The sequence below is a fragment of the Tropicimonas isoalkanivorans genome (genome assembly GCF_900112335.1).
GTDB classification, from domain to species: Bacteria; Pseudomonadota; Alphaproteobacteria; order Rhodobacterales; family Rhodobacteraceae; genus Tropicimonas; species Tropicimonas isoalkanivorans.
The window spans coordinates 21,181-39,144 of the sequence record NZ_FOLG01000021.1 but is presented as its reverse complement, the minus strand read 5'-3'; the positions used below and the strand labels follow the sequence as shown (position 1 = coordinate 39,144).

18 protein-coding genes and 1 pseudogene are annotated in these 17,964 nt (G+C 59.3%); 5 read left to right on the top strand and 14 right to left on the bottom strand.

What is annotated here, in order from left to right:
- Nucleotides 1–38 precede the first annotated feature (38 nt).
- On the top strand, nt 39–326 hold the full coding sequence (locus BM075_RS21985) for a hypothetical protein (RefSeq protein WP_369817429.1): 288 nt from the start codon (nt 39–41) through the stop codon (nt 324–326).
- A 47-nt stretch (nt 327–373) separates the two neighbouring features.
- Here BM075_RS21985 and BM075_RS21980 read toward each other — a convergent pair whose 3' ends face one another.
- The 3 genes and pseudogenes from BM075_RS21980 to BM075_RS24250 form a co-directional block, all read right to left on the bottom strand.
- Nucleotides 374–1,039, bottom strand: coding sequence for a L,D-transpeptidase (locus BM075_RS21980; RefSeq protein ID WP_007803448.1), 666 nt, complete (start codon nt 1,037–1,039; stop codon nt 374–376).
- 193 nt (nt 1,040–1,232) lie between these two features.
- A complete protein-coding gene (locus BM075_RS21975; protein ID WP_007803446.1) occupies nt 1,233–1,955 on the bottom strand; it encodes a cytochrome c biogenesis CcdA family protein in 723 nt (240 codons plus the stop codon).
- Nucleotides 1,943–2,062, bottom strand: a pseudogene (locus BM075_RS24250) (IS5/IS1182 family transposase); the annotation flags it as partial. The pseudogene BM075_RS24250 and the gene BM075_RS21975, both read right to left, overlap by 13 nt.
- Before the next feature lie 109 nt (nt 2,063–2,171).
- Between BM075_RS24250 and BM075_RS21970 the strand changes: the two are divergent.
- Complete coding sequence (locus BM075_RS21970; protein ID WP_054540602.1) at nt 2,172–2,816, top strand: hypothetical protein; 645 nt, start codon at nt 2,172–2,174, stop codon at nt 2,814–2,816.
- Between the two features lie 7 nt (nt 2,817–2,823).
- Here the strand turns inward: BM075_RS21970 and BM075_RS21965 are convergent, their stop codons facing one another.
- The 5 genes from BM075_RS21965 to BM075_RS21945 form a co-directional block, all read right to left on the bottom strand.
- Nucleotides 2,824–4,155: an APC family permease gene (locus BM075_RS21965; RefSeq protein ID WP_046212134.1), complete on the bottom strand. Its 1,332-nt coding sequence runs from the start codon at nt 4,153–4,155 to the stop codon at nt 2,824–2,826.
- A gap of 48 nt (nt 4,156–4,203) precedes the next feature.
- A complete protein-coding gene (locus BM075_RS21960; protein ID WP_222864283.1) occupies nt 4,204–6,492 on the bottom strand; it encodes a copper-transporting P-type ATPase in 2,289 nt (762 codons plus the stop codon).
- A gap of 135 nt (nt 6,493–6,627) precedes the next feature.
- Nucleotides 6,628–7,548, bottom strand: coding sequence for a prolipoprotein diacylglyceryl transferase (gene lgt / locus BM075_RS21955; RefSeq protein WP_007803438.1), 921 nt, complete (start codon nt 7,546–7,548; stop codon nt 6,628–6,630).
- Between the two features lie 105 nt (nt 7,549–7,653).
- The gene (locus BM075_RS21950; protein ID WP_007803435.1) at nt 7,654–8,040 is read right to left on the bottom strand and encodes a DUF302 domain-containing protein; all 387 of its coding nucleotides are present in this window, start codon (nt 8,038–8,040) and stop codon (nt 7,654–7,656) included.
- Between the two features lie 140 nt (nt 8,041–8,180).
- Nucleotides 8,181–8,789 (bottom strand): EF-hand domain-containing protein, encoded by a 609-nt coding sequence (locus BM075_RS21945; protein ID WP_235974531.1) that lies wholly within the window; start codon nt 8,787–8,789, stop codon nt 8,181–8,183.
- Between the two features lie 343 nt (nt 8,790–9,132).
- Here BM075_RS21945 and BM075_RS21940 point away from each other — a divergent pair, with 343 nt between their 5' ends.
- The gene (locus tag BM075_RS21940; RefSeq protein WP_054540624.1) at nt 9,133–9,744 is read left to right on the top strand and encodes a hypothetical protein; all 612 of its coding nucleotides are present in this window, start codon (nt 9,133–9,135) and stop codon (nt 9,742–9,744) included.
- A gap of 76 nt (nt 9,745–9,820) precedes the next feature.
- Here the strand turns inward: BM075_RS21940 and BM075_RS21935 are convergent, their stop codons facing one another.
- The 4 genes from BM075_RS21935 to BM075_RS21920 form a co-directional block, all read right to left on the bottom strand.
- Nucleotides 9,821–10,486 (bottom strand): L,D-transpeptidase, encoded by a 666-nt coding sequence (locus tag BM075_RS21935; protein WP_054540601.1) that lies wholly within the window; start codon nt 10,484–10,486, stop codon nt 9,821–9,823.
- Between the two features lie 42 nt (nt 10,487–10,528).
- Nucleotides 10,529–11,041, bottom strand: coding sequence for a disulfide bond formation protein B (locus BM075_RS21930; protein WP_425445208.1), 513 nt, complete (start codon nt 11,039–11,041; stop codon nt 10,529–10,531).
- A 113-nt stretch (nt 11,042–11,154) separates the two neighbouring features.
- Complete coding sequence (locus tag BM075_RS21925; RefSeq protein ID WP_054540599.1) at nt 11,155–12,417, bottom strand: multicopper oxidase family protein; 1,263 nt, start codon at nt 12,415–12,417, stop codon at nt 11,155–11,157.
- Between the two features lie 125 nt (nt 12,418–12,542).
- Nucleotides 12,543–13,124, bottom strand: a complete 582-nt coding sequence (locus tag BM075_RS21920; protein WP_082386781.1) for a L,D-transpeptidase — start codon at nt 13,122–13,124, stop codon at nt 12,543–12,545.
- A gap of 296 nt (nt 13,125–13,420) precedes the next feature.
- Between BM075_RS21920 and BM075_RS21915 the strand changes: the two genes are divergently transcribed.
- Both BM075_RS21915 and BM075_RS21910 read left to right on the top strand, forming a co-directional pair.
- Nucleotides 13,421–14,140 (top strand): DUF305 domain-containing protein, encoded by a 720-nt coding sequence (locus BM075_RS21915; RefSeq protein WP_338142629.1) that lies wholly within the window; start codon nt 13,421–13,423, stop codon nt 14,138–14,140.
- A 12-nt stretch (nt 14,141–14,152) separates the two neighbouring features.
- Nucleotides 14,153–14,917, top strand: coding sequence for a MauE/DoxX family redox-associated membrane protein (locus BM075_RS21910; protein ID WP_177208449.1), 765 nt, complete (start codon nt 14,153–14,155; stop codon nt 14,915–14,917).
- Nucleotides 14,918–14,938: 21 nt separating this feature from the next.
- Here the strand turns inward: BM075_RS21910 and cueR are convergent, their stop codons facing one another.
- Together cueR and BM075_RS21900 are read right to left on the bottom strand one after the other, a co-directional pair.
- The gene (cueR, locus tag BM075_RS21905) at nt 14,939–15,337 is read right to left on the bottom strand and encodes a Cu(I)-responsive transcriptional regulator (protein ID WP_038008399.1); all 399 of its coding nucleotides are present in this window, start codon (nt 15,335–15,337) and stop codon (nt 14,939–14,941) included.
- Nucleotides 15,338–15,349: 12 nt separating this feature from the next.
- Nucleotides 15,350–17,860, bottom strand: a complete 2,511-nt coding sequence (locus tag BM075_RS21900) for a heavy metal translocating P-type ATPase (protein ID WP_054540621.1) — start codon at nt 17,858–17,860, stop codon at nt 15,350–15,352.
- Nucleotides 17,861–17,964: the final 104 nt, after the last annotated feature.

Sequence of the window (17,964 nt, the reverse complement as noted above, 5' to 3'; positions counted from 1 at the left end):
GCGGTTGGAGCAACGCTTGCCGGTACGAAGCGATCAGAATGAGTGAGGTAGACATGCAGAAACGAAACGCGCCGATTATCGCAGCGACATTGGTGCTTGCTGGCTGCGCGGTGCCAACGCTGGACGACGGCGGCGCTCGCAACGAAGTGGGAAGTGTTCCCGAGGCCGTCATTGCCCTTGCTGCGCCTGGTCAGGATCTCACCACGGCGCGGCTTCGTCCCGAGGATGGCTGTTATTGGTATGAACACAGCGGTCCGGTGGAAAACACCTTGGTTCCGCTACGCTCGGCAGGTGGCAACCCCATCTGCACTTCGCGCCAGTCCTGATCAGCCCATAGATGCGTCAAGCCCACGCGTAACACATGATGCGCCAGTCAACTTCTCGGGGTGACGCTGTCTTCCGCCGAGTACAGGAATGCCGTCGAGCCAATCTCGACGTTGGGATAGAGATCATTGATGTGTGCCATGACCATTCGGACGCAGCCGGAACTCGCACGGCCGCCAATGCTTCTTGGATACGGTGTCCCGTGAATCCTTAGATAGGTGTCTCGGTCGCCGACGAAGAGATAGAGGGCTCGCGATCCGAGCGCGTTTTCAGGTCCGGGTTCCATACCGTCAGCGATATCGGCGTAGAGCTCTGGGTCGCGGTCGATCATGTTTTGTGTCGGCTGCCAATGCGGCCACCTGACCTTGCGCTTGATCGTATAGGTGCCCGGTTCGTAAAGTTTACCGCGCGCGATCGCCACGCCATAGCGCATCGCCGTGCCGCCTTCTTCGATGTGGTAGAGATAGCGCGCAACAGCATCGACATGGATATCACCGGGTACAAGTCCGTCCTTCGCGAGGACCCGCTGTGGCAGGAAGCGAGGGTGAAGGCCCCAAGGGTTGGACGTGGCCGGGTCGTAGCCGGGAGGTGTAACCTGTGCGTCCCAAGCTGCCTTCTGCGCATCGGTAGGCCACGTGTCTGCAAGGAGCGGGCTGGATATCGATGCCGAAAACAGCGCGGTGGTCGTCTGGATGAAATGTCGTCTTGTCAGCATATAGATTGCTCCGTTCACGCATTGGACGGCAAACCGAACCTTACCCCGAACGCAGTGTTGTTCGCCCGGGAAGGAGTGAGGCGTTATTGGCAACTTGCTCCATGGTGCCGTTCTTTGTCGGTGGCTTAACTCCTAAAGCTACTAGAGGTTCAAGAAAATTTTCTGTTATCAATAGACGCTGCTACTAATGGAGCTATCCGATCCGTCCCAGAACCGGAAATACGTCGAGCATCCAGTATGACAGCGCGCTCAACTGCCCTGTCATCATCGCCAGCCCCATCAAGATCATCACTATGCCCGCAAGCTGGTGGAGGCGGCGGCCAACCCGGCCGATGGCCCGCAACCGTCCCGCGATCTGGTCGGTGAATCCGGCCACGATCAGAAACGGTATTCCAAGGCCGGCGGAATAGACGGCAAGCAGCATGATACCTTCGCCCATCGTGGCACTCGCCGCACTGGCTGTCAGGATCGCGCCGAGGATCGGGCCGATGCACGGAGTCCAGCCGAAACCGAAGGCAAGACCGAGGACATAGGACGCAGCGGGTTGGCCCCCGGGGATGTTGAGATTGAATCGGAAGTCGCGTTCCATGACCGAAACACGCGCGGCTCCTATCATGAAGAGCCCGAAGAAAATGATGATGCCGCCCCCAACGAGGTTGAGTTCATACCGCCACCGAAGCAGGGCCTGACCCATTGCAGTCGCGGATGCGCCAAGTCCCATGAAGATGGTGGAGAAGCCGAGGACAAAACACAGGCTTAGCCAGACCGCGCGCGACGGCGAAGCGCCGACCACCCCGCCCTCAGCGGCTGTGCGCCCGGTTACGTAGGAGACATAACCTGGCACAAGAGGTAGCACGCAGGGGGACAGAAATGATATCGTGCCGGCTAGGAGGGCGGCGGTGAGGGCGCGCGCCAAGTGATGTCTTCGTCGACCCAGATCAGCAGGGACCCCCGCTTGCGCAGCGATGCGTTGTAGCTGGACCAGTTGGTCGTACGATAGCGGGCGGGAGATGGGTTGCTCATGGAATGCGGCTAACAGCATGGGTTCGCGAAGGGAATCCTGAGGCGTCAGACTTGTGCAACAACGCCCCGTATCATCGACCTAGTGGTGCCCACATGGCAGGCTATTTCAATGGATAGATTTTTCTCTATCAGTATGCCCGCGGCTCAGTTTGTTAGAAATGTCCTGCTGTTCAGCTTCGCTGCATTACTGCCGGTCCTGTTGTTCTACGTCTTACTGGCTCCGGGCTTTGCTCCGGCTCTTGCTGCCGGCGGACCGGCACTCATGCGCTTTCTAAGGCAGGTTGCGACCAACGGTTTGCCCGTGGTTTTTGCCGTCAACTATGTCAGTTTTTTCCTTTTCGCTATGACAAAGCAACCAAAGGCGGGCTCAAGAGACACGGCGTTTTTCGTGCTGGTCGATGTCTTGCTCAGAGCCCTTCTCTTTCCAGGTCTCCACGTGCTGATATACGTTCTATCTGCCGACTGGTTCGGGTCATTCGGCGGCAATCGTTCAACCGCTTTGGCGGTTGTATCCCCGACTCTTGCGCGTTCGGCGTTTTTCGAGAACATCTCCGGCGTTTACCTCTATGCGACTATGATAAGCGCGTTGCCGCTCTACGTCTCGGCTTTCGGGCGGTCGGAATTTCTTGGACCGGTTGTACGTCGCTTGCCCATGAACACGGGCGTGATGCTGCTTGCCCTGGCTGCGTTTGCCTTGTCGGTCGGGCTGATCACGATCGGCGCACAAGGCATCGCATCTCTTCAGGCCAGGTGATGGCAGGCTAATCACCGTGGGCGTGGGCGGGGGCGACTTGCGGTGCCACCCATTGCGACAAGTAAACGCGCTCGAAGGCGAACACAGCGATCATCCCGACAGCGGCGTAGAGAACGATCATCGGGTCGCTTTGAAGCTTCATCACGGTGAAAGCTGCCAGTACTATCGCATCGAGCGCCAGGGCAGTCAAAAGCACGATACCGAAGGCGCCGACGTCTGCTCGACGATAGCGGAACACGCCCCAATGTATGATCATGTCCATGACGAGGTAAAAGAAAGCACCGAGGGATGCGATCCGGCCTAAATCAAAGAGCACGGCCAACGTCGCGGCGATGACGACAGTATAGACCAGGGTGTGGCGTTGGATGGGACCTGGCATACCGAAGTGGCTGTGCGGGATCATTTCCATGTCGGTCAGCATCGCCAGCATACGCGACACCGCGAAGACGCTGGCCAGAACGCCGGACGCCGTTGCGACAGCGGCCAGGATCACCGTGAGTATGAAGCCGGTTTGTCCAAGGGCGGGCTGCGCCGCTTGTGCCAGCGAATAGTCACGCGCTGAGATGATCTCCTCGATCGTGAGACTCGAACCGACCCCGTAGGCGACCAACAGGTAGACGACGACGCAGATTCCGATAGAGAACATGATCGCTCGGCCAACATTGCGATTTGGTTCAGTGATCTCGGCTCCGCTGTTGGTGATCGTGGTGAATCCCTTGAACGCAAGGATGGCCAGCGCCGTAGAGGCGATGAACCCCGTGAGCCCGTAGGATTGTGAGGTCTCGGACGCCGCGGCGAACGCAAAACCACTGGACCACAGGGCCGCGATGCCAAACAGAGCTATGCCTCCGATCTTGATCGCGGCCATGATCAACGAGAACAGCCCGACCGAGCGGTTTCCGGCCATGTTCACCAAAAAGGCGAAAACGATCACGGCCACAGCCAGAGCGGGGACCAATGGGCCACCTTCGATATCGAAAGGGCGCAGGACATAGGTGGCGAAGGTTCGCGCGACGAGGCTTTCCGCGATCACCATGCTGAGCGCCATCAGCAGTGCGGCCCCGCCCGCGATGGCTCCGGGGCCATAGCATTTCTGCAGGATCATGGCGATGCCACCCGAGGACGGCCATTTGTTCGACATCCTGATGTAGCTGTAGGCGCTGAAGCTTGTGACGACCGCGCCGGCGATGAATGCAAGCGGGAAAAGCGGGCCGGCGAGCTGCGCGATTTGCCCCGTCAACGCAAAGATTCCAGCGCCGATCATCACGCCTGTCCCCATCGCAACGGCTCCGCCCAGACTGATGGAATTTTCGCGGTACGTTTCTTTTTCGCTCTGCATAAATGGCCCCCTTTTAATTTTGGTTCATCCGAACGCTGTTGCGCGCTTCTAGATACGAACGCCGCGAAGGCGCAGCGAATTGAGCACCACCGAGATTGACGACGCGCTCATGGCGAAGGCAGCAAACATCGGACTGATGAGGATGCCAAAGAAGGGAAACAGAACTCCCGCCGCGACCGGCACGCCGGAGGCGTTGTAGATCAGCGCGAAGAACAGGTTCTGGCGGATGTTGCGCATCGTGGCCCGGGCGAGCCGCCGCGCACGCACGATACCATCAAGGTTGCCCTTGACCAGCGTGACGCCCGCGCTTTCGATGGCCACATCGGCGCCGGTGCCCATGGCGATGCCGACATCGGCCTGCGCGAGCGCGGGGGCGTCGTTGACGCCATCCCCGGCCATGGCGACCTTGTGGCCCGCCTCTTGCAACTCAAGGATGATCCGCGCCTTGTCCTCCGGCAGCACGTCGGCCCGGATCTCATCGATTCCGAGCCGCGTGCCGATGGCCTTGGCCGTGCGTTCGTTGTCGCCGGTCGCCATGATGACGCGGAACCCCAGTTCATGCAGATCCTCGATGGCTTCTGGCGTGGTCTCCTTCACTGGGTCGGCGACAGCAACTAGACCGGCGATCTCGCCATCCAGCACAACGAACATGACCGTCTCGCCTTCGTCGCGGCGGGCATTGGCCTTGGCGGTCAACGCGCCCGCCTCGAGCCCCAATTCGCGGATCATCGCCAAATTGCCGAGCGCGACCGCTTTGCCGTCAACGACCCCCTTGACGCCCTTGCCAGTGACCGCCTCGAAGTCCCGTGCCTCGTCCATTTTGACATCTCGCTCCTCCGCACCCCTGACGATCGCTTCGGCCAAGGGGTGCTCCGATCCGCGCTCAAGCGATGCGGCGAGACGCAAGACCTCGGCTTCGTCGTGGCCGGGTTGCGGGAGTACGTCGACAAGCCGCGGCTTGCCTTCGGTCAACGTGCCGGTCTTGTCGACGATCAGGGTATCGACTTTCTCGAACCGCTCCAGCGCCTCGGCGTTCTTGATCAGCACCCCTGCCTGAGCGCCCCGTCCTGTCGCTGTCATGATCGACATCGGTGTCGCCAGGCCAAGCGCACAAGGACAGGCGATGATCAGAACCGCCACCGCCGAAATCAATGCGTAGGAAAGCGCAGGCGCGGGCCCCCAGATCGCCCAGGCGATGAAGGACAGGACCGCGATACCGATGACGGCCGGAACGAAATATCCCGCCACCTTGTCGGCGTATTTCTGGATCGGGGCGCGCGAGCGCTGCGCGTTCGACACCATCTCGACAATTTGAGCCAGCATCGTGTCGGACCCGACACGCGTCGCCTCCATCACCAGACTGCCGGTGCCATTGATCGTCGCGCCGGTCAGCGGGTCGCCCTCGGTCTTCTCGACCGGCACGGGTTCACCGGAGATCATGCTTTCGTCGACCGAGGACCGGCCGTCCAGAACCACGCCATCGACCGGCACCTTGTCACCGGGCCGCACGCGCAGCCGGTCCCCGACTTGCACGTCCTCCAGCGGGATTTCCTCCTCGGATCCGTCGTCCCGGATGACCCGCGCGGTCTTTGCCGCCATGTCGAGAAGCGCGCGGATCGCCTTGCCGGTCCCCTCGCGGGCGCGTAGTTCCATCACCTGGCCGAGCAGCACCAGCGTCACGATCACCGCCGCCGCCTCGAAATAGACGCCGACATGGCCTTCGGAGTCTCGGAACCCATCAGGGAATATGTCCGGTGCGAGAACGGCAACGACGCTGAAGAGCCAGGCGGCAAGAACGCCCATGCCGATCAGGGAGAACATGTTGAGGTTCAATGTGCGGAACGAAATCCATCCGCGTTCCAGAAACGGCCAGCCGCACCACAAGACCACTGGCGTTGCCAGGATCAATTCGATCCATTGTGTGGTGCTTTCGCCAAAAAAAGTCCGGACTGCGGGGAAACCGACGAATGGCCCCATCGTGAGGACAAGGAGCGGGATCGTCAGGACTGTGCCGACCCAGAACCGCCGTGTGAAATCCACCAGTTCGGGATTTGGACCTTCATCGCCCGGCACACCGGATTCCAGTTCCAATCCCATACCACAGATCGGACACGCGCCCGGATCAGGCTGCCGCACCTGAGGGTGCATCGGGCAGGTGAAAATGGGACCATCATGTCCTGTAGGAACCAGATCATATCGGCCATCGGCCGGCGTGGCACCCGCGTGGTGTTCGTGATGATCATGTGCTGAATGGACCTCGAGCTCCGATTCCGGCACGAGGTGCATCCCGCATTTCGGACAATTGCCGGGCTCGTCCTGCCGCACCTCAGGGTGCATGGGGCAAACGAATACCGAAGAAGCTGCTGTGGTTTCAGAACTGTCGGGAGTGCTCATTTTGCGGTCCTTTCCGAGAATGCTTCTCTTGCCTAGGGCTTCCATCCGCGGGAGGGTCAAGAGAGATCAGTACGGCGATTACATTGCGGCTCTGCGGGGTGGCGCTGTCCGGCCCCGTTCCCGCCGGGCGAACACGATCAACGCCAGCCCGACCAGCGCCATTGGCATGGAGAGCAACTGGCCCATGGTCAAACCCCACTCACCAAAATGAAGCGCATGGCCGATCGGGTTGTCCGCCGTCACAAATTGTTGGTCCGGTTGCCGGAACATCTCGACGAAACTTCGGGCAAGACCATAGCCGGTCAGAAACACGCCAGCCAAGGCACCGGGCATTTTCAGCCAGCCCCGGCCCCAAGCGAGATAAATGAGCAGTATTCCAAGAATGAGCCCCTCCAATACCGCCTCGTACAGCTGGGACGGGTGTCGGGCGCAGAGGCCGCTAACCCCTGGGCAGGCCTGCGCGACTTCGCCGGGAAAGATCACCGCCCAGGGAACGTCCGTTGGACGCCCCCACAACTCATTGTTGGTGAAGTTCGCCAGCCTTCCAAGAAACAAGCCTGGTGGTGTTGCCAAAGCCAGCAAGTCGCCAGTGCTGAGCAATGACGCGTTCTGTCTAAGGCAGAACAGCAAGGCCGCGATGACAACTCCCGCGAACCCCCCGTGGAAAGACATGCCGCCTTGCCAGACCATCAGAATTTCCAAGGGATTGGCGAGATAATATGCGGGCTGGTAGAACAGTACAAAGCCCAGGCGACCACCAGCAATCACGCCGATGATGATCCACGTCAGAAGATCTTCGATCTGCGTTCGGTCAAGCGGCGGTCCAGCTGACGTCCAGAGCGCGGGACGGCTTATGGCACTCGAACAAATGCGCCAGCCAATCAGGATACCGAAGATATAGGCTAGCGCGTACCAGCGGAGTGCGAATGTGACCCCCCCGATGTCGAAGGAGAAGAGGTCGGTTCCAATATCCGGAAATGGCAATCCCGCTGGCAGCACTGGGTGAGTTCCTCATCAGGAATTTACGTGGGGATTAGATGGCATTGATCGAGCACCGCTAAAGGCGCTCGATCTGCGACAGGGCATCCAACGCCCATCCCGCCATCACGCGGTGTCGAGGGCGTCCCGAAGGAGATCGCGGACTTCGCCGGCGACCGCGTCCAGGTCTTGGTTCTGCACCGCCTGCATCGAAGCGACAGGATCGACCGCGCTGACCTCGGTGTCGCCGTCCAGTTGCCGCAGGATAACATTGCAGGGAAGCATCGCACCGATGCGAGGCTCGATCTCGATGGCTTTGTGCGCCATGCCCGGATTACAGGCCCCCAAGATGCGGTAAGGCGGCATGTCCGCATCAAGTTTCTTTTTCATCGTCGCTTTGACGTCAATCTCAGTCAGAACGCCGAAGCCCTTGTCTGCCAAAGCATCCCGAACACGCATCTCTGCGTCATCGATTTTGGTGTCTTTCAGGACGCGATCATAGGTATAGGCCATGGGAATTTTCCTTTCCGTGTCTCTATTTGTTGGCATACCGAGGCTAAACGGTTCAGGTCGCGGTTCGGTTCAATGTCCCGACCGCGAATGGTTTTGGGGTTGTGAGGACGGGTGCCGGAAAAAAACCGGCACCCATTGGCTCAGTTGTCCTGCATCATGGAGCCGTTGCCCATGCCCTGACCGTTGCCAGGCCGCGCAGGCGCATCTGCCATATTCGACCGCATCATCTGCATCCGCTCCATCCTATCGGCAGGAGCGGCCATCTCTTCCGGCGTCACCGCGCCGTCGCCATCGGCATCGAGGTGTTGGAAGCGATCCACCATCATTTCGCGGATCATCGCGCTGTGGAGAGCTTCAAATTCAGTAATCGAGAGGTTTCCATCCCCGTCGCTGTCAAACTCGGAAAGCTTGGCCTCCAGCTGCGTGCGCATTTCTTCCGGCGTCGTTGTGCCGTCTCCATCAGTGTCGAACATTTGCATCATGCCGCCAGCCATGCCTGGGCTCATCATACCACTGCCCATGCCTGCGCCCATCATGCCTGCGCCCATCATGTTTCCGTGCATGCGCTTCATCATGTCCATCATTCCGCCCATGTTCCCCATCATACCGGGACCACCGTTCTGCATCATGCCTGGTCCGCTCTGGGCGCCAAATTGTCCCCCACGCCCGTGGTTGGCGTCCGCGAATGCGGCACCGCCAAGGGCGGTTGCAGCCAGGGTCATTGCAGCGAGTAAAGTGTTGCGTTTCATTTCGATCACCTCGTGTCAGTGTTGCGATACCCAGCATATGGGGGGCACCTGCAGATGCGGAATGCCACGCGAGCCGGTGTTTTGTATCGCGAGGTCACAAAGGCGGGGTCTGTTACAAATTGCGACAAATCAATTCGGGGCGAACGCTCCTCTTCATCTGAAACATGCGATATCCAGAAAAAAAGGTGTCGAGGATCCGTATACCAACCGAAACCGAACCCATGTTTCGGTAGAGGTGAAATCCGGAAGAGTTGATGTCGAGATTGCTAGAGGCCCTGAATATCCCGAAAATTCAATCATTCAACTCATGGCAGGAGGCTGCAAGGTGCGCTTTTCCAATCGCATTTTCTCAGTTCTAACCGTGGTGATTTTGGCGGGGTGCGGTGCAGGAAACGACATGCGCCCTGATGCTTCAGCCGAAGTCATCAGTAGTGCATCCTACCGTCACGACGGACCGGCCGCGCTGACGCTGTACACCATGATCAGCAACAGATCCGGGGCGGGTGCGCATAGCAGCGTCATGATCAATGGGTCGCAGCGCGTTATCTTCGATCCGGCAGGAACGGTCCGGCTGAGCGCGGTACCGGAACGGGGAGATGTGCTTTATGGCATTACTCCACAAGTGGCCGATTTTTACGCACGGGCTCATGCACGGGAGACCTACCACGTCGTCATACAAGAGATCGATGTGTCCCCCGAAGTCGCGGAGCAGGCCTTGCGGCTTGCAATTGCCAGCGGCCCAGCCGCTTCCGGTTTTTGTAGTGCCAGTACCTCCGCGGTACTCAGACAATTACCAGGATTTGAATCCATCGGACGCACATTTTTTCCAAAGCGCCTGATGGCGGATTTTGGCAAGTTGCCGGGCGTGCGAACCACAAAGCTGTTCGAGAACGATGAGGACGACAAATCCGTAGCGATCGCACAGTTCGAAAGTTCACTTGCGACACAGCCGTGAGTGTTCGTCCAACAATTCATTGGAAGATGTCCCTGCACGACGCAGTCCTCGGCGTGTGAGCCAAAGATGCAATAGGTTAGCTTCGAGCGGTAACGCTGTCTTCGGCCGAGTAAAGAAACGCCGTCGATCCGACAGCGACATTCGGATAGAGATCATTGATGTGGGCCATCACCATGCGCACGCATCCCGAACTGGCCCGGCCGCCAATGCTGCGAGGGCTCGGCGTTCCGTGAATTCGAAGGTACGTATCCCGATCTCCGACGAATAGATACAAAGCCCTGCTGCCCAAGGCATTGTTGGGGCCGGGCTCCATACCGTCGGCAAACCGCTCGTAAGCCTCCGGATCGCGTTCGATCATCGACTGCGTTGGCGTCCAGTGCGGCCATTCGACCTTTCGGCGGATCGTATAGGTGCCGGGTTCATAGAGATCGCCCTTGGCAATCGCCACCCCGTATCGCATCGCGGTGCCACCCTCCTCGATATGGTACAGATAGCGCGCGATCGCATCGACGTGAATGTCACCCGGGCGCAAACCTTCATTCGCCAACACGCGTTGCGGCAGCAGCCTGGGATGCAGCCCCCATGGGTTGGTTGTTGCCGGGTCATAGTTGGCGGGCGTGACCTGCGCATCCCAAGCTGCTTTTTCGGCTGTTGTCGGCCAGGTCTTTGCGAACGCGGGTGAACTCAGAGACGCTGAAAACAGCGAACCGGAGAGTGCAAGAAAGTGTCGTCTTGTAACCATGAAACGAAGCCCTATGTTTGTTTACGATGAATGCGGGACGATTCAAGAAACGTCCGCGACCCCATGCCACCGAACCTTTTGATGTCTTGCGATCGCGACCAACCAGAGGCAAGCAAGGACACCGCTCAGGATCGCGTTCCAACTCGCCATGGACAACGTCAGAAATTCCCAGACAACCTCATCGCACAGAACAAGAGTGGACGCATTTGAACTGGCAGAGGGCAGCAATTCCGATACCGACATTTGGGAGACATCGAGGCCGGATCCCGTGCAAGAAGTCGGTCCCTCCCACCAGCCGCGCTCGACACCGGTATGAAACACTCCCAACGCGGATGTGCTGAGTGCCGACAGGGCACCGATTATCAGGATTGGCAAAATCGGCAGAGCAAAGAGCAACATAGCGCCCGTTCCAATGGCGATTGCGTGTGGGTAGCGTTGCCAGATGCACATTGCGCACGGCGCGTAGCCAAGAGCCTGGAAAACGAAGGCCCCTAACAGCAAGGCGGCTGATCCTGCCGCCGCAGTCATGCCGAGAGATTTTGGTGTCAGGGTCAATGAACGCTCCCGTTGGCAATCGATGGACCTGTTTCTCGCTTGTCAGGTTACGTAAACGGCAGAAGGGCTGTTATCATTCAGAGATTTGTAACGGTATGTATCCGTCGCGACCCTCAGCCGACTCTGATCCACGTTGCCATACCGTCGGCTTGATGGCTCAACATGTGGCAATGAAGCATCCAGGATCCCGGATTGTCCAGGACGACGAGAATATCCCGCGTCTCGCCGGTATCCAGATAGGTCGAGTCCCGGTATGGACCGGCTTCACCCGCCGCATCGAGTTCCCAGAAATGGTGGCCATGCAGATGCATGACGTGTGGAAATCCGGTTTCGTTGCGGATCGAAATGCGCGCGGTCGTCCCCTGCGCGACAGATAGGAAAGGGGTTCGAGGCAGGCCCGATACGTCATTGAGCGCCCACGTCCCTGTGCCGTTGTGGGACGCGCTTCCCGCACCTCCCTGAAGCACCAGCTCCGCGGTTTGGCCGGGGTCTTGCGGGGCGGGCATTCGGTTGGCGGGCAACGCGGTGATGGGCGCTTTCGCAGGCTCACGAGAGCCGGAAACAGCGATTTCGCCAAGGCTCAACGTCCGCTCTCCAAAGCTGTCGTCAAATCTAATAGGCCCGGTCGCATCACCAATCACATCGCATCTTTGCCCCGGAGCTAGGAGGATGGGTTCGAGTGTCTGTGGCTGCGCCAGGGGCATACCATCCAGTGCAACGATCTTGCCTGCCAGACCGTCCAGCCCGACACGGTAAACCCTGTCGATAGAGGGATTTATCAGGCGCAAGCGCAGGCGGTCGCCTTGTCTCACATTCTTGCTGGTTCCATTGGAAACAAGCGCCGTGACCGTATTGCCGATACGGCCCTCGGTCGCGAAATGAGCCGGGTTGAACCCTTCGTCGTACTGTCCGGACTGATCCAACAAGACATCGAAGAACTGAACAACGATGTCATGGTCGACAGCCGGCGCATTTTGCTCCTCGACGATGAAGGCGCCGAAAAGACCGCGGCTGACCTGATCGTAAGACAGGTAATGCGAGTGATACCAATACGTGCCGGCATCCGGGACGCCGAATTGATAACGATACGAGTCGCCCGGAATGACCACATCCTGAGTGAGGACGTTGACACCATCCATCCGATTTGGAACCCGCAACCCATGCCAGTGAACGAGAGCGCCCTCCTCCAATCGGTTATCGAGGGTGATGCGGGCGGTTTGTCCTTGTCGCATTCTGACTTCTGGGCCCGGCAGACCACCGTTGAAGCCCAACATCGACACGTCGTACCCAGCAAGGTGCGCCTTGATCGATTGGGGCGCGAGGATCAACTCGTGTGTCGCTGCTGGCAAGCGGGTACCAGCCAGCGCAACGGTCATCCCGCCAAGGAAAGACCTCCGGCTCAAAGACAATTCCGTCACCTCATGAATGATAGACTGGCTTTCGCCAACTGCCGCACTTGTGCCATTTCCGGAAGAGGAACTTCAAGGCGACAGAACACTCCTCACGCCGTTGTCACTTTGGGATACAGGAAGACGCGGGCGCCGATTTCAACGCGTTCGTACAGATCCTTCACATGTTCATTCGTCAACCGCGCGTATCCATTCGACACGGCAGACCCAATTGTCTCCGGGGCGTTCGTTCCATGAATGCGAAGATAGGTATCGCGTCCCTCGGCATCGTAGAGATAGAGCGCGCGGGCCCCGAGCGGGTTGTTTGGCCCGCCTTTCAGTCCATCCTTGTACTTTGCGTATTTGCGTGGCTCGCGCCGGATCATGGCGTTCGTTGGCCGCCACCATGGCCATTTGGCCTTGCGCGCTACCGTGAACTCTCCGGGTTCGTACAAACCTTTGCGCCCTACCCCGACCCCGTAGCGGATCGCCATCCCGTCCTCGAGCATGAAATAAAGGAAAAAATCGTCGGGAACGACGTGGACATCGCCTTTAACCCAGTCACCACGACGGGTGTTTACCAATTGTGGTTCAAACCGTTCGGGCAATTTGACTTTGTGGGCCCAGGCAGTTGTGGGCAGAAAGCAACCCATCGCTCCGGCACAAATCAATTCTCGTCTCGTGAAATTCTGCATGGCGCGATCTCCTCGGACCCATGAAAATTCAGTGCGCGTCAGGGGCAAAGAAAAGAAGCCGTGAACCGGGGCAAACGACGCGCCTTTGTTGCCTTGAAACTACGAAAATTCGTGCTTTTGGAACTCTCCAGCGCTGGAATGTTGTTGTTTTACAGAGAACTGCAAGGAGGTGACTGGAAATGCACTACTCACGATTCTTTATGATGATCGGAACATCGACCGTGGTCATGTTCGTTCTGATGTACCTGAACACCTATCTTTGGGGCCATATCTTCTTTTCGGAGACACGCCTTTACATGGCCATCCTGATGGGGGCGACCATGGCCGTGATCATGTTGGCGTACATGTTGTCCATGTATCAGAACACCAAAGCCAACATCGCGATTTTCGTTGGCGCAATAGTCCTTTTCGCGGCGAGCCTCTGGCTGGTTCGCGGGCAATTCACGGTGCAGGACAGGTCCTACATGCGCGCCATGATCCCGCACCACTCGATCGCCATCATGACGTCGACTCGTGCCGAGATCACCGACCCGCGCGTCCGGGGGCTCGCAGACGACATTATCTATGCGCAGGACAAGGAAATCGCCGAAATGCGCTACCTTATTGCTGACATTGGAGCAAACGGCGAAGCATCGGCCACGCGAAGCGAAACGCCGGCGCAGGTTGTGGATGCGCAACAGGCGCTTCAAACGGAGGTCGTGTCGAAGGTCGATCCTGAGTTTCTGACGGAAGACGAAATCGCTGCGGTGTTCCCGAATGGCGGAAATTGCCGCTTTGCTTACACCTCGGACAGTCCGGCTGTACTGGTGACTGGTGAAACCGGCGAAGGGTCTGCAGCCGCAATGAAGATCAGCGGTGATCTGGTGCGCCTGAATGCGCAGGGCGAAAATGCATTTTCTGAAGGCCCGCTGTCGGCCGAGATCGCAGAGACGAACGGTGACCTGACCGATCTGATCGTCAGCGCGGGAACCGACTACGAAGCCGGGTTCCGTGGTCAACTTACGTGCAGCGGATAAGGAGGAAAGGACATGCCCCGCGACACAGACAGCAAATCCGCGCAGCTTTATCGCATGGTCATGCCGGGCCATGTCTGCCCCTACGGTCTGAAATCGAAAGACCTGCTGGAGCGGCAAGGCTTCGAGGTGGAAGACCATCCGCTTGACACCCGTGAAGACACCGATGCTTTCATGGAGAAGCACGGGGTCGAGACGACGCCGCAGACTTTCATCGGGGACGAACGGATCGGCGGTTACGATGATCTCAGGGTGTTTTTCGACATTGACCCACCCGAGGAAGAGCAAAGCGACACGACCTACCAGCCGGTCATCGAGATCTTTTCTGTCGCCGCGCTGTTGGCATTGGGCCTGTCTTGGCACCAGTACGGGTCGGTCCTTACCTTGCGGGGGTTCGAATGGTTCATTTCGCTGTCCATGACCATTCTCGCGATCCAGAAATTGCAGGATGTCGAAGGGTTTTCGACGATGTTCCTCAACTACGATCTGCTGGCGCGCAAATGGGTGCGATACGGCAAGGTCTACCCGTTCGGCGAAGCGTTGGCAGGTATCCTGATGACTGCCGGCGCGCTGCTGTGGCTCTCGGCTCCGGTTGCCTTGTTTATCGGCACGGTAGGCGCTGTCAGCGTGTTCAAGGCTGTTTATATCGACAAGAGAGAGCTGAAATGCGCCTGCGTCGGCGGTGACAGTTCCGTCCCGCTGGGGTTCATTTCGCTGACGGAAAACCTGATGATGATCTTCATGGGTATCTGGATGCCGGTCCGCGCGATCTGGTTCTGAGGTACAGCCCCTTCTTGCCTGTCACTTGGCCAACCGCTCCGGCGACAGATCCTCGATGATGGGGCAGTCGGGCCGGTGATCCCCGGCACATTTTTCCACCAGTTCGGCGAGCGTCGCGCGCATGGATTGCAGTTTCGCGATCTTTTCCTCGATCTGGCGCAGATGGTCTTCCGCAACCGCCTTCACTTGCATGCTTTCGCGGTTTTCATCCTCGTAGAGCGACAGGAGCGTCCTGCAATCTTCGATGGTGAACCCCAAGGCCCGTGCGCGACCGAGAAACGCCAGCTTGTGAACGTGGTTCTCGGTGAACGCGCGATAGCCGTTCTCGCTACGGTTCGGGCGGATCAGACCGATGTCCTCGTAGTAGCGGATCGTCTTGGCGGGCACACCCGATTGTCGGGCAACGTCTCCGATGTTCATGTCGGACCTCCGTTATTCTGCTGGAGCAGGAGTGGCGGCTGCCATCTCTGCCGGGATTGCGCGCTGCTCGTCCATCGCAGGCGCGATGCGCCGCAGCCGCAGGGCATTGGTCAGGACAAACACCGAGGACAACGCCATCGCACCCGCCGCAAGGATTGGTGACAGGAGCAACCCAAAGGCCGGATAGAGCACCCCGGCAGCGACCGGAATAAGTGCCACGTTGTAGGCAAAGGCCCAGAACAGGTTCTGCCGGATGTTGCGCATGGTCCGCCGCGATACTTCGAAGGCGTTCACCACGCCGCGCAAATCGCCCGACATCAGGACGACATCCGCAGATTCGATGGCCACATCGGTGCCGGTTCCAATGGCGATGCCCACATCGGCATGCGCCAGCGCCGGGGCGTCATTGATCCCGTCGCCGACAAAGGCGATGCGCTTGTTCCCTTGGCGCAAACTGTCGAGCGCCGCAACCTTGCCGTCCGGCAGGACGCCGGCGATGACGTGGTCGATACCGGTTTCGCGGGCGATGGCTTCGGCGGTTTCGCGTTTGTCGCCGGTGATCATCGCAACCGCAAGACCCTTTTCGTGCAGCGCTGCGATGGCTGCGCGGCTTGCCGGTTTGACCGGATCGGCCACGCCGATCACGGCGGCGACACGCCCATCTATGGCAGCGTAAAGCGCCGTGCGACCCTTGCTTGCGATCTTCGTTTCCTCTGGAGACAATGCCGAGACGTCAATGCCTTCGCGCGCCATGTAGCGGTCGGCCCCAACCAACACCTCCACGTCTTCGACCACGGCGCGCACGCCGTAACCTGTGACCGATTGAAAGCCTTCGGCCGCCACAAGAGGTGCGCCCTCGGCCCGCGCGGCCCGCACGATGGCGTCCGCGACAGGATGCTCGGAGAGCGACTCTACGGCGGCCATCTTCGAAAGCGTTGTTGTACGATCGAACCCTTCCGCCAGCACAAGGTCAGTCAGTGCGGGTCGCCCCTCGGTCACCGTGCCTGTTTTGTCGAGGGCGACCACATCAACGGAATCGAGCTGCTGCAAGGCGTCACCTTTACGGAACAGGACACCCATTTCCGCAGCACGTCCCGTCCCGACCATGATCGAGGTCGGCGTCGCAAGCCCCATCGCGCAGGGGCACGCGATGATGAGCACCGACACACCGGCGACCAGCGCCATCGTCAGGGCCGGATCAGGCCCGAAAAACAGCCAGACCAGCACGGTCGCCGCCGCGATCGCCATCACGGCAGGCACGAACCACAAGGTGATCCGGTCGACCAATCCCTGGATCGGCAGTTTGGCGCCCTGGGCCTCTTCGACCATGCGAATAATCTGCGCCAGGGTCGTGTCGGCGCCGACCCGCGTGGCGAGGAACTGCAGGCTTCCGGCGCCGTTGACCGTCCCGCCGGTCACCGTATCTCCGGCACCTTTTTCAGCGGGGATCGGCTCGCCTGTCAGCATGCTTTCGTCGACGCGGCTGGTCCCCTCGATGACCTCGCCATCGACCGCGATGCGTTCACCAGGGCGCACGATGACGATGTCACCCTGAACCAGCGCATCGATCTCGATCTCGACGCTTTCTCCGTCCCGCATCACGCGTGCAGTCCGCGCCTGAAGCCCTAATAGCTTCTGGATGGCCGCGCCCGTTCTCCCCTTGGCGCGCGCTTCAAGAAACCGCCCCAGAAGGATCAGAACGACGATGACCGCTGCCGCCTCGAAATAGACGGTGCGCAGCGTGTCAGGCAGGACCGACGGTACGAATGTCGCAACCACGGAATAAAGGTAAGCCGCCCCGGTGCCGACCGCGACGAGGCTGTTCATGTCGGGGGCACCCCGGAACAAGGCCGGGAAACCCTTGGTGTAAAACGTCCGGCCTGGGCCGAAGAGAACGATTGTCGTCAGCACGAACTGAAGAAGCCAACTCGTCTGCTGGCCAATCGTGGTCTCGATCAGCATATGAACGGCCGGAATGACGTGGCCACCCATTTCGATCAGGAAGACCGGCAAGGCGAGGATGGCCGCAAAGGTGACCCGTTTGGCAAGCGCCTGAGCCTCTTCCTCCTTGCGCGCAACTCTGTCGTCACCGGCCTGGGCCGTTGCCACGGTTGCTGGATACCCTGCCGCGCCGCTTGATTCGATCAGATCGGATGTCGTGACAAGACCTTCGACGTAAACGACCGTCGCCGTCTCTGAGGCGAGGTTGACGTTCACCTCGACCACCCCGGGCACCGCGGCAAGCGCCTTATCGACCCGCCCGACGCAAGAGGCACAGGACATCGCTGCAATCGTGAGTTCGGCCCTGGCCTTCCGCGCGGGGTAGCCCAGCTCGCGAAGGGATTCGATGATGTCGGGAATGCGCTTGAGCGCGTCCACGCTCATGCGAGCAGTTTCCGAGGCAAGGTTCACCGACACATCCTCTACGCCGTCGATTGCATTCAATGCGCGATCGACCCTGCCAACGCAGGACGCGCATGACATGCCTTCGATCGGCAGGCTGATCTGTTTGGGTTCGGGCATATGTGTCACCTGTTTTTCCATTCGAAGTGGAATATGAGGCTTCCAGTTACTGGAGGGTCAATGGGAGGGCGCCAAATAAATTTCTTCACTTGACCTTCCAGCGG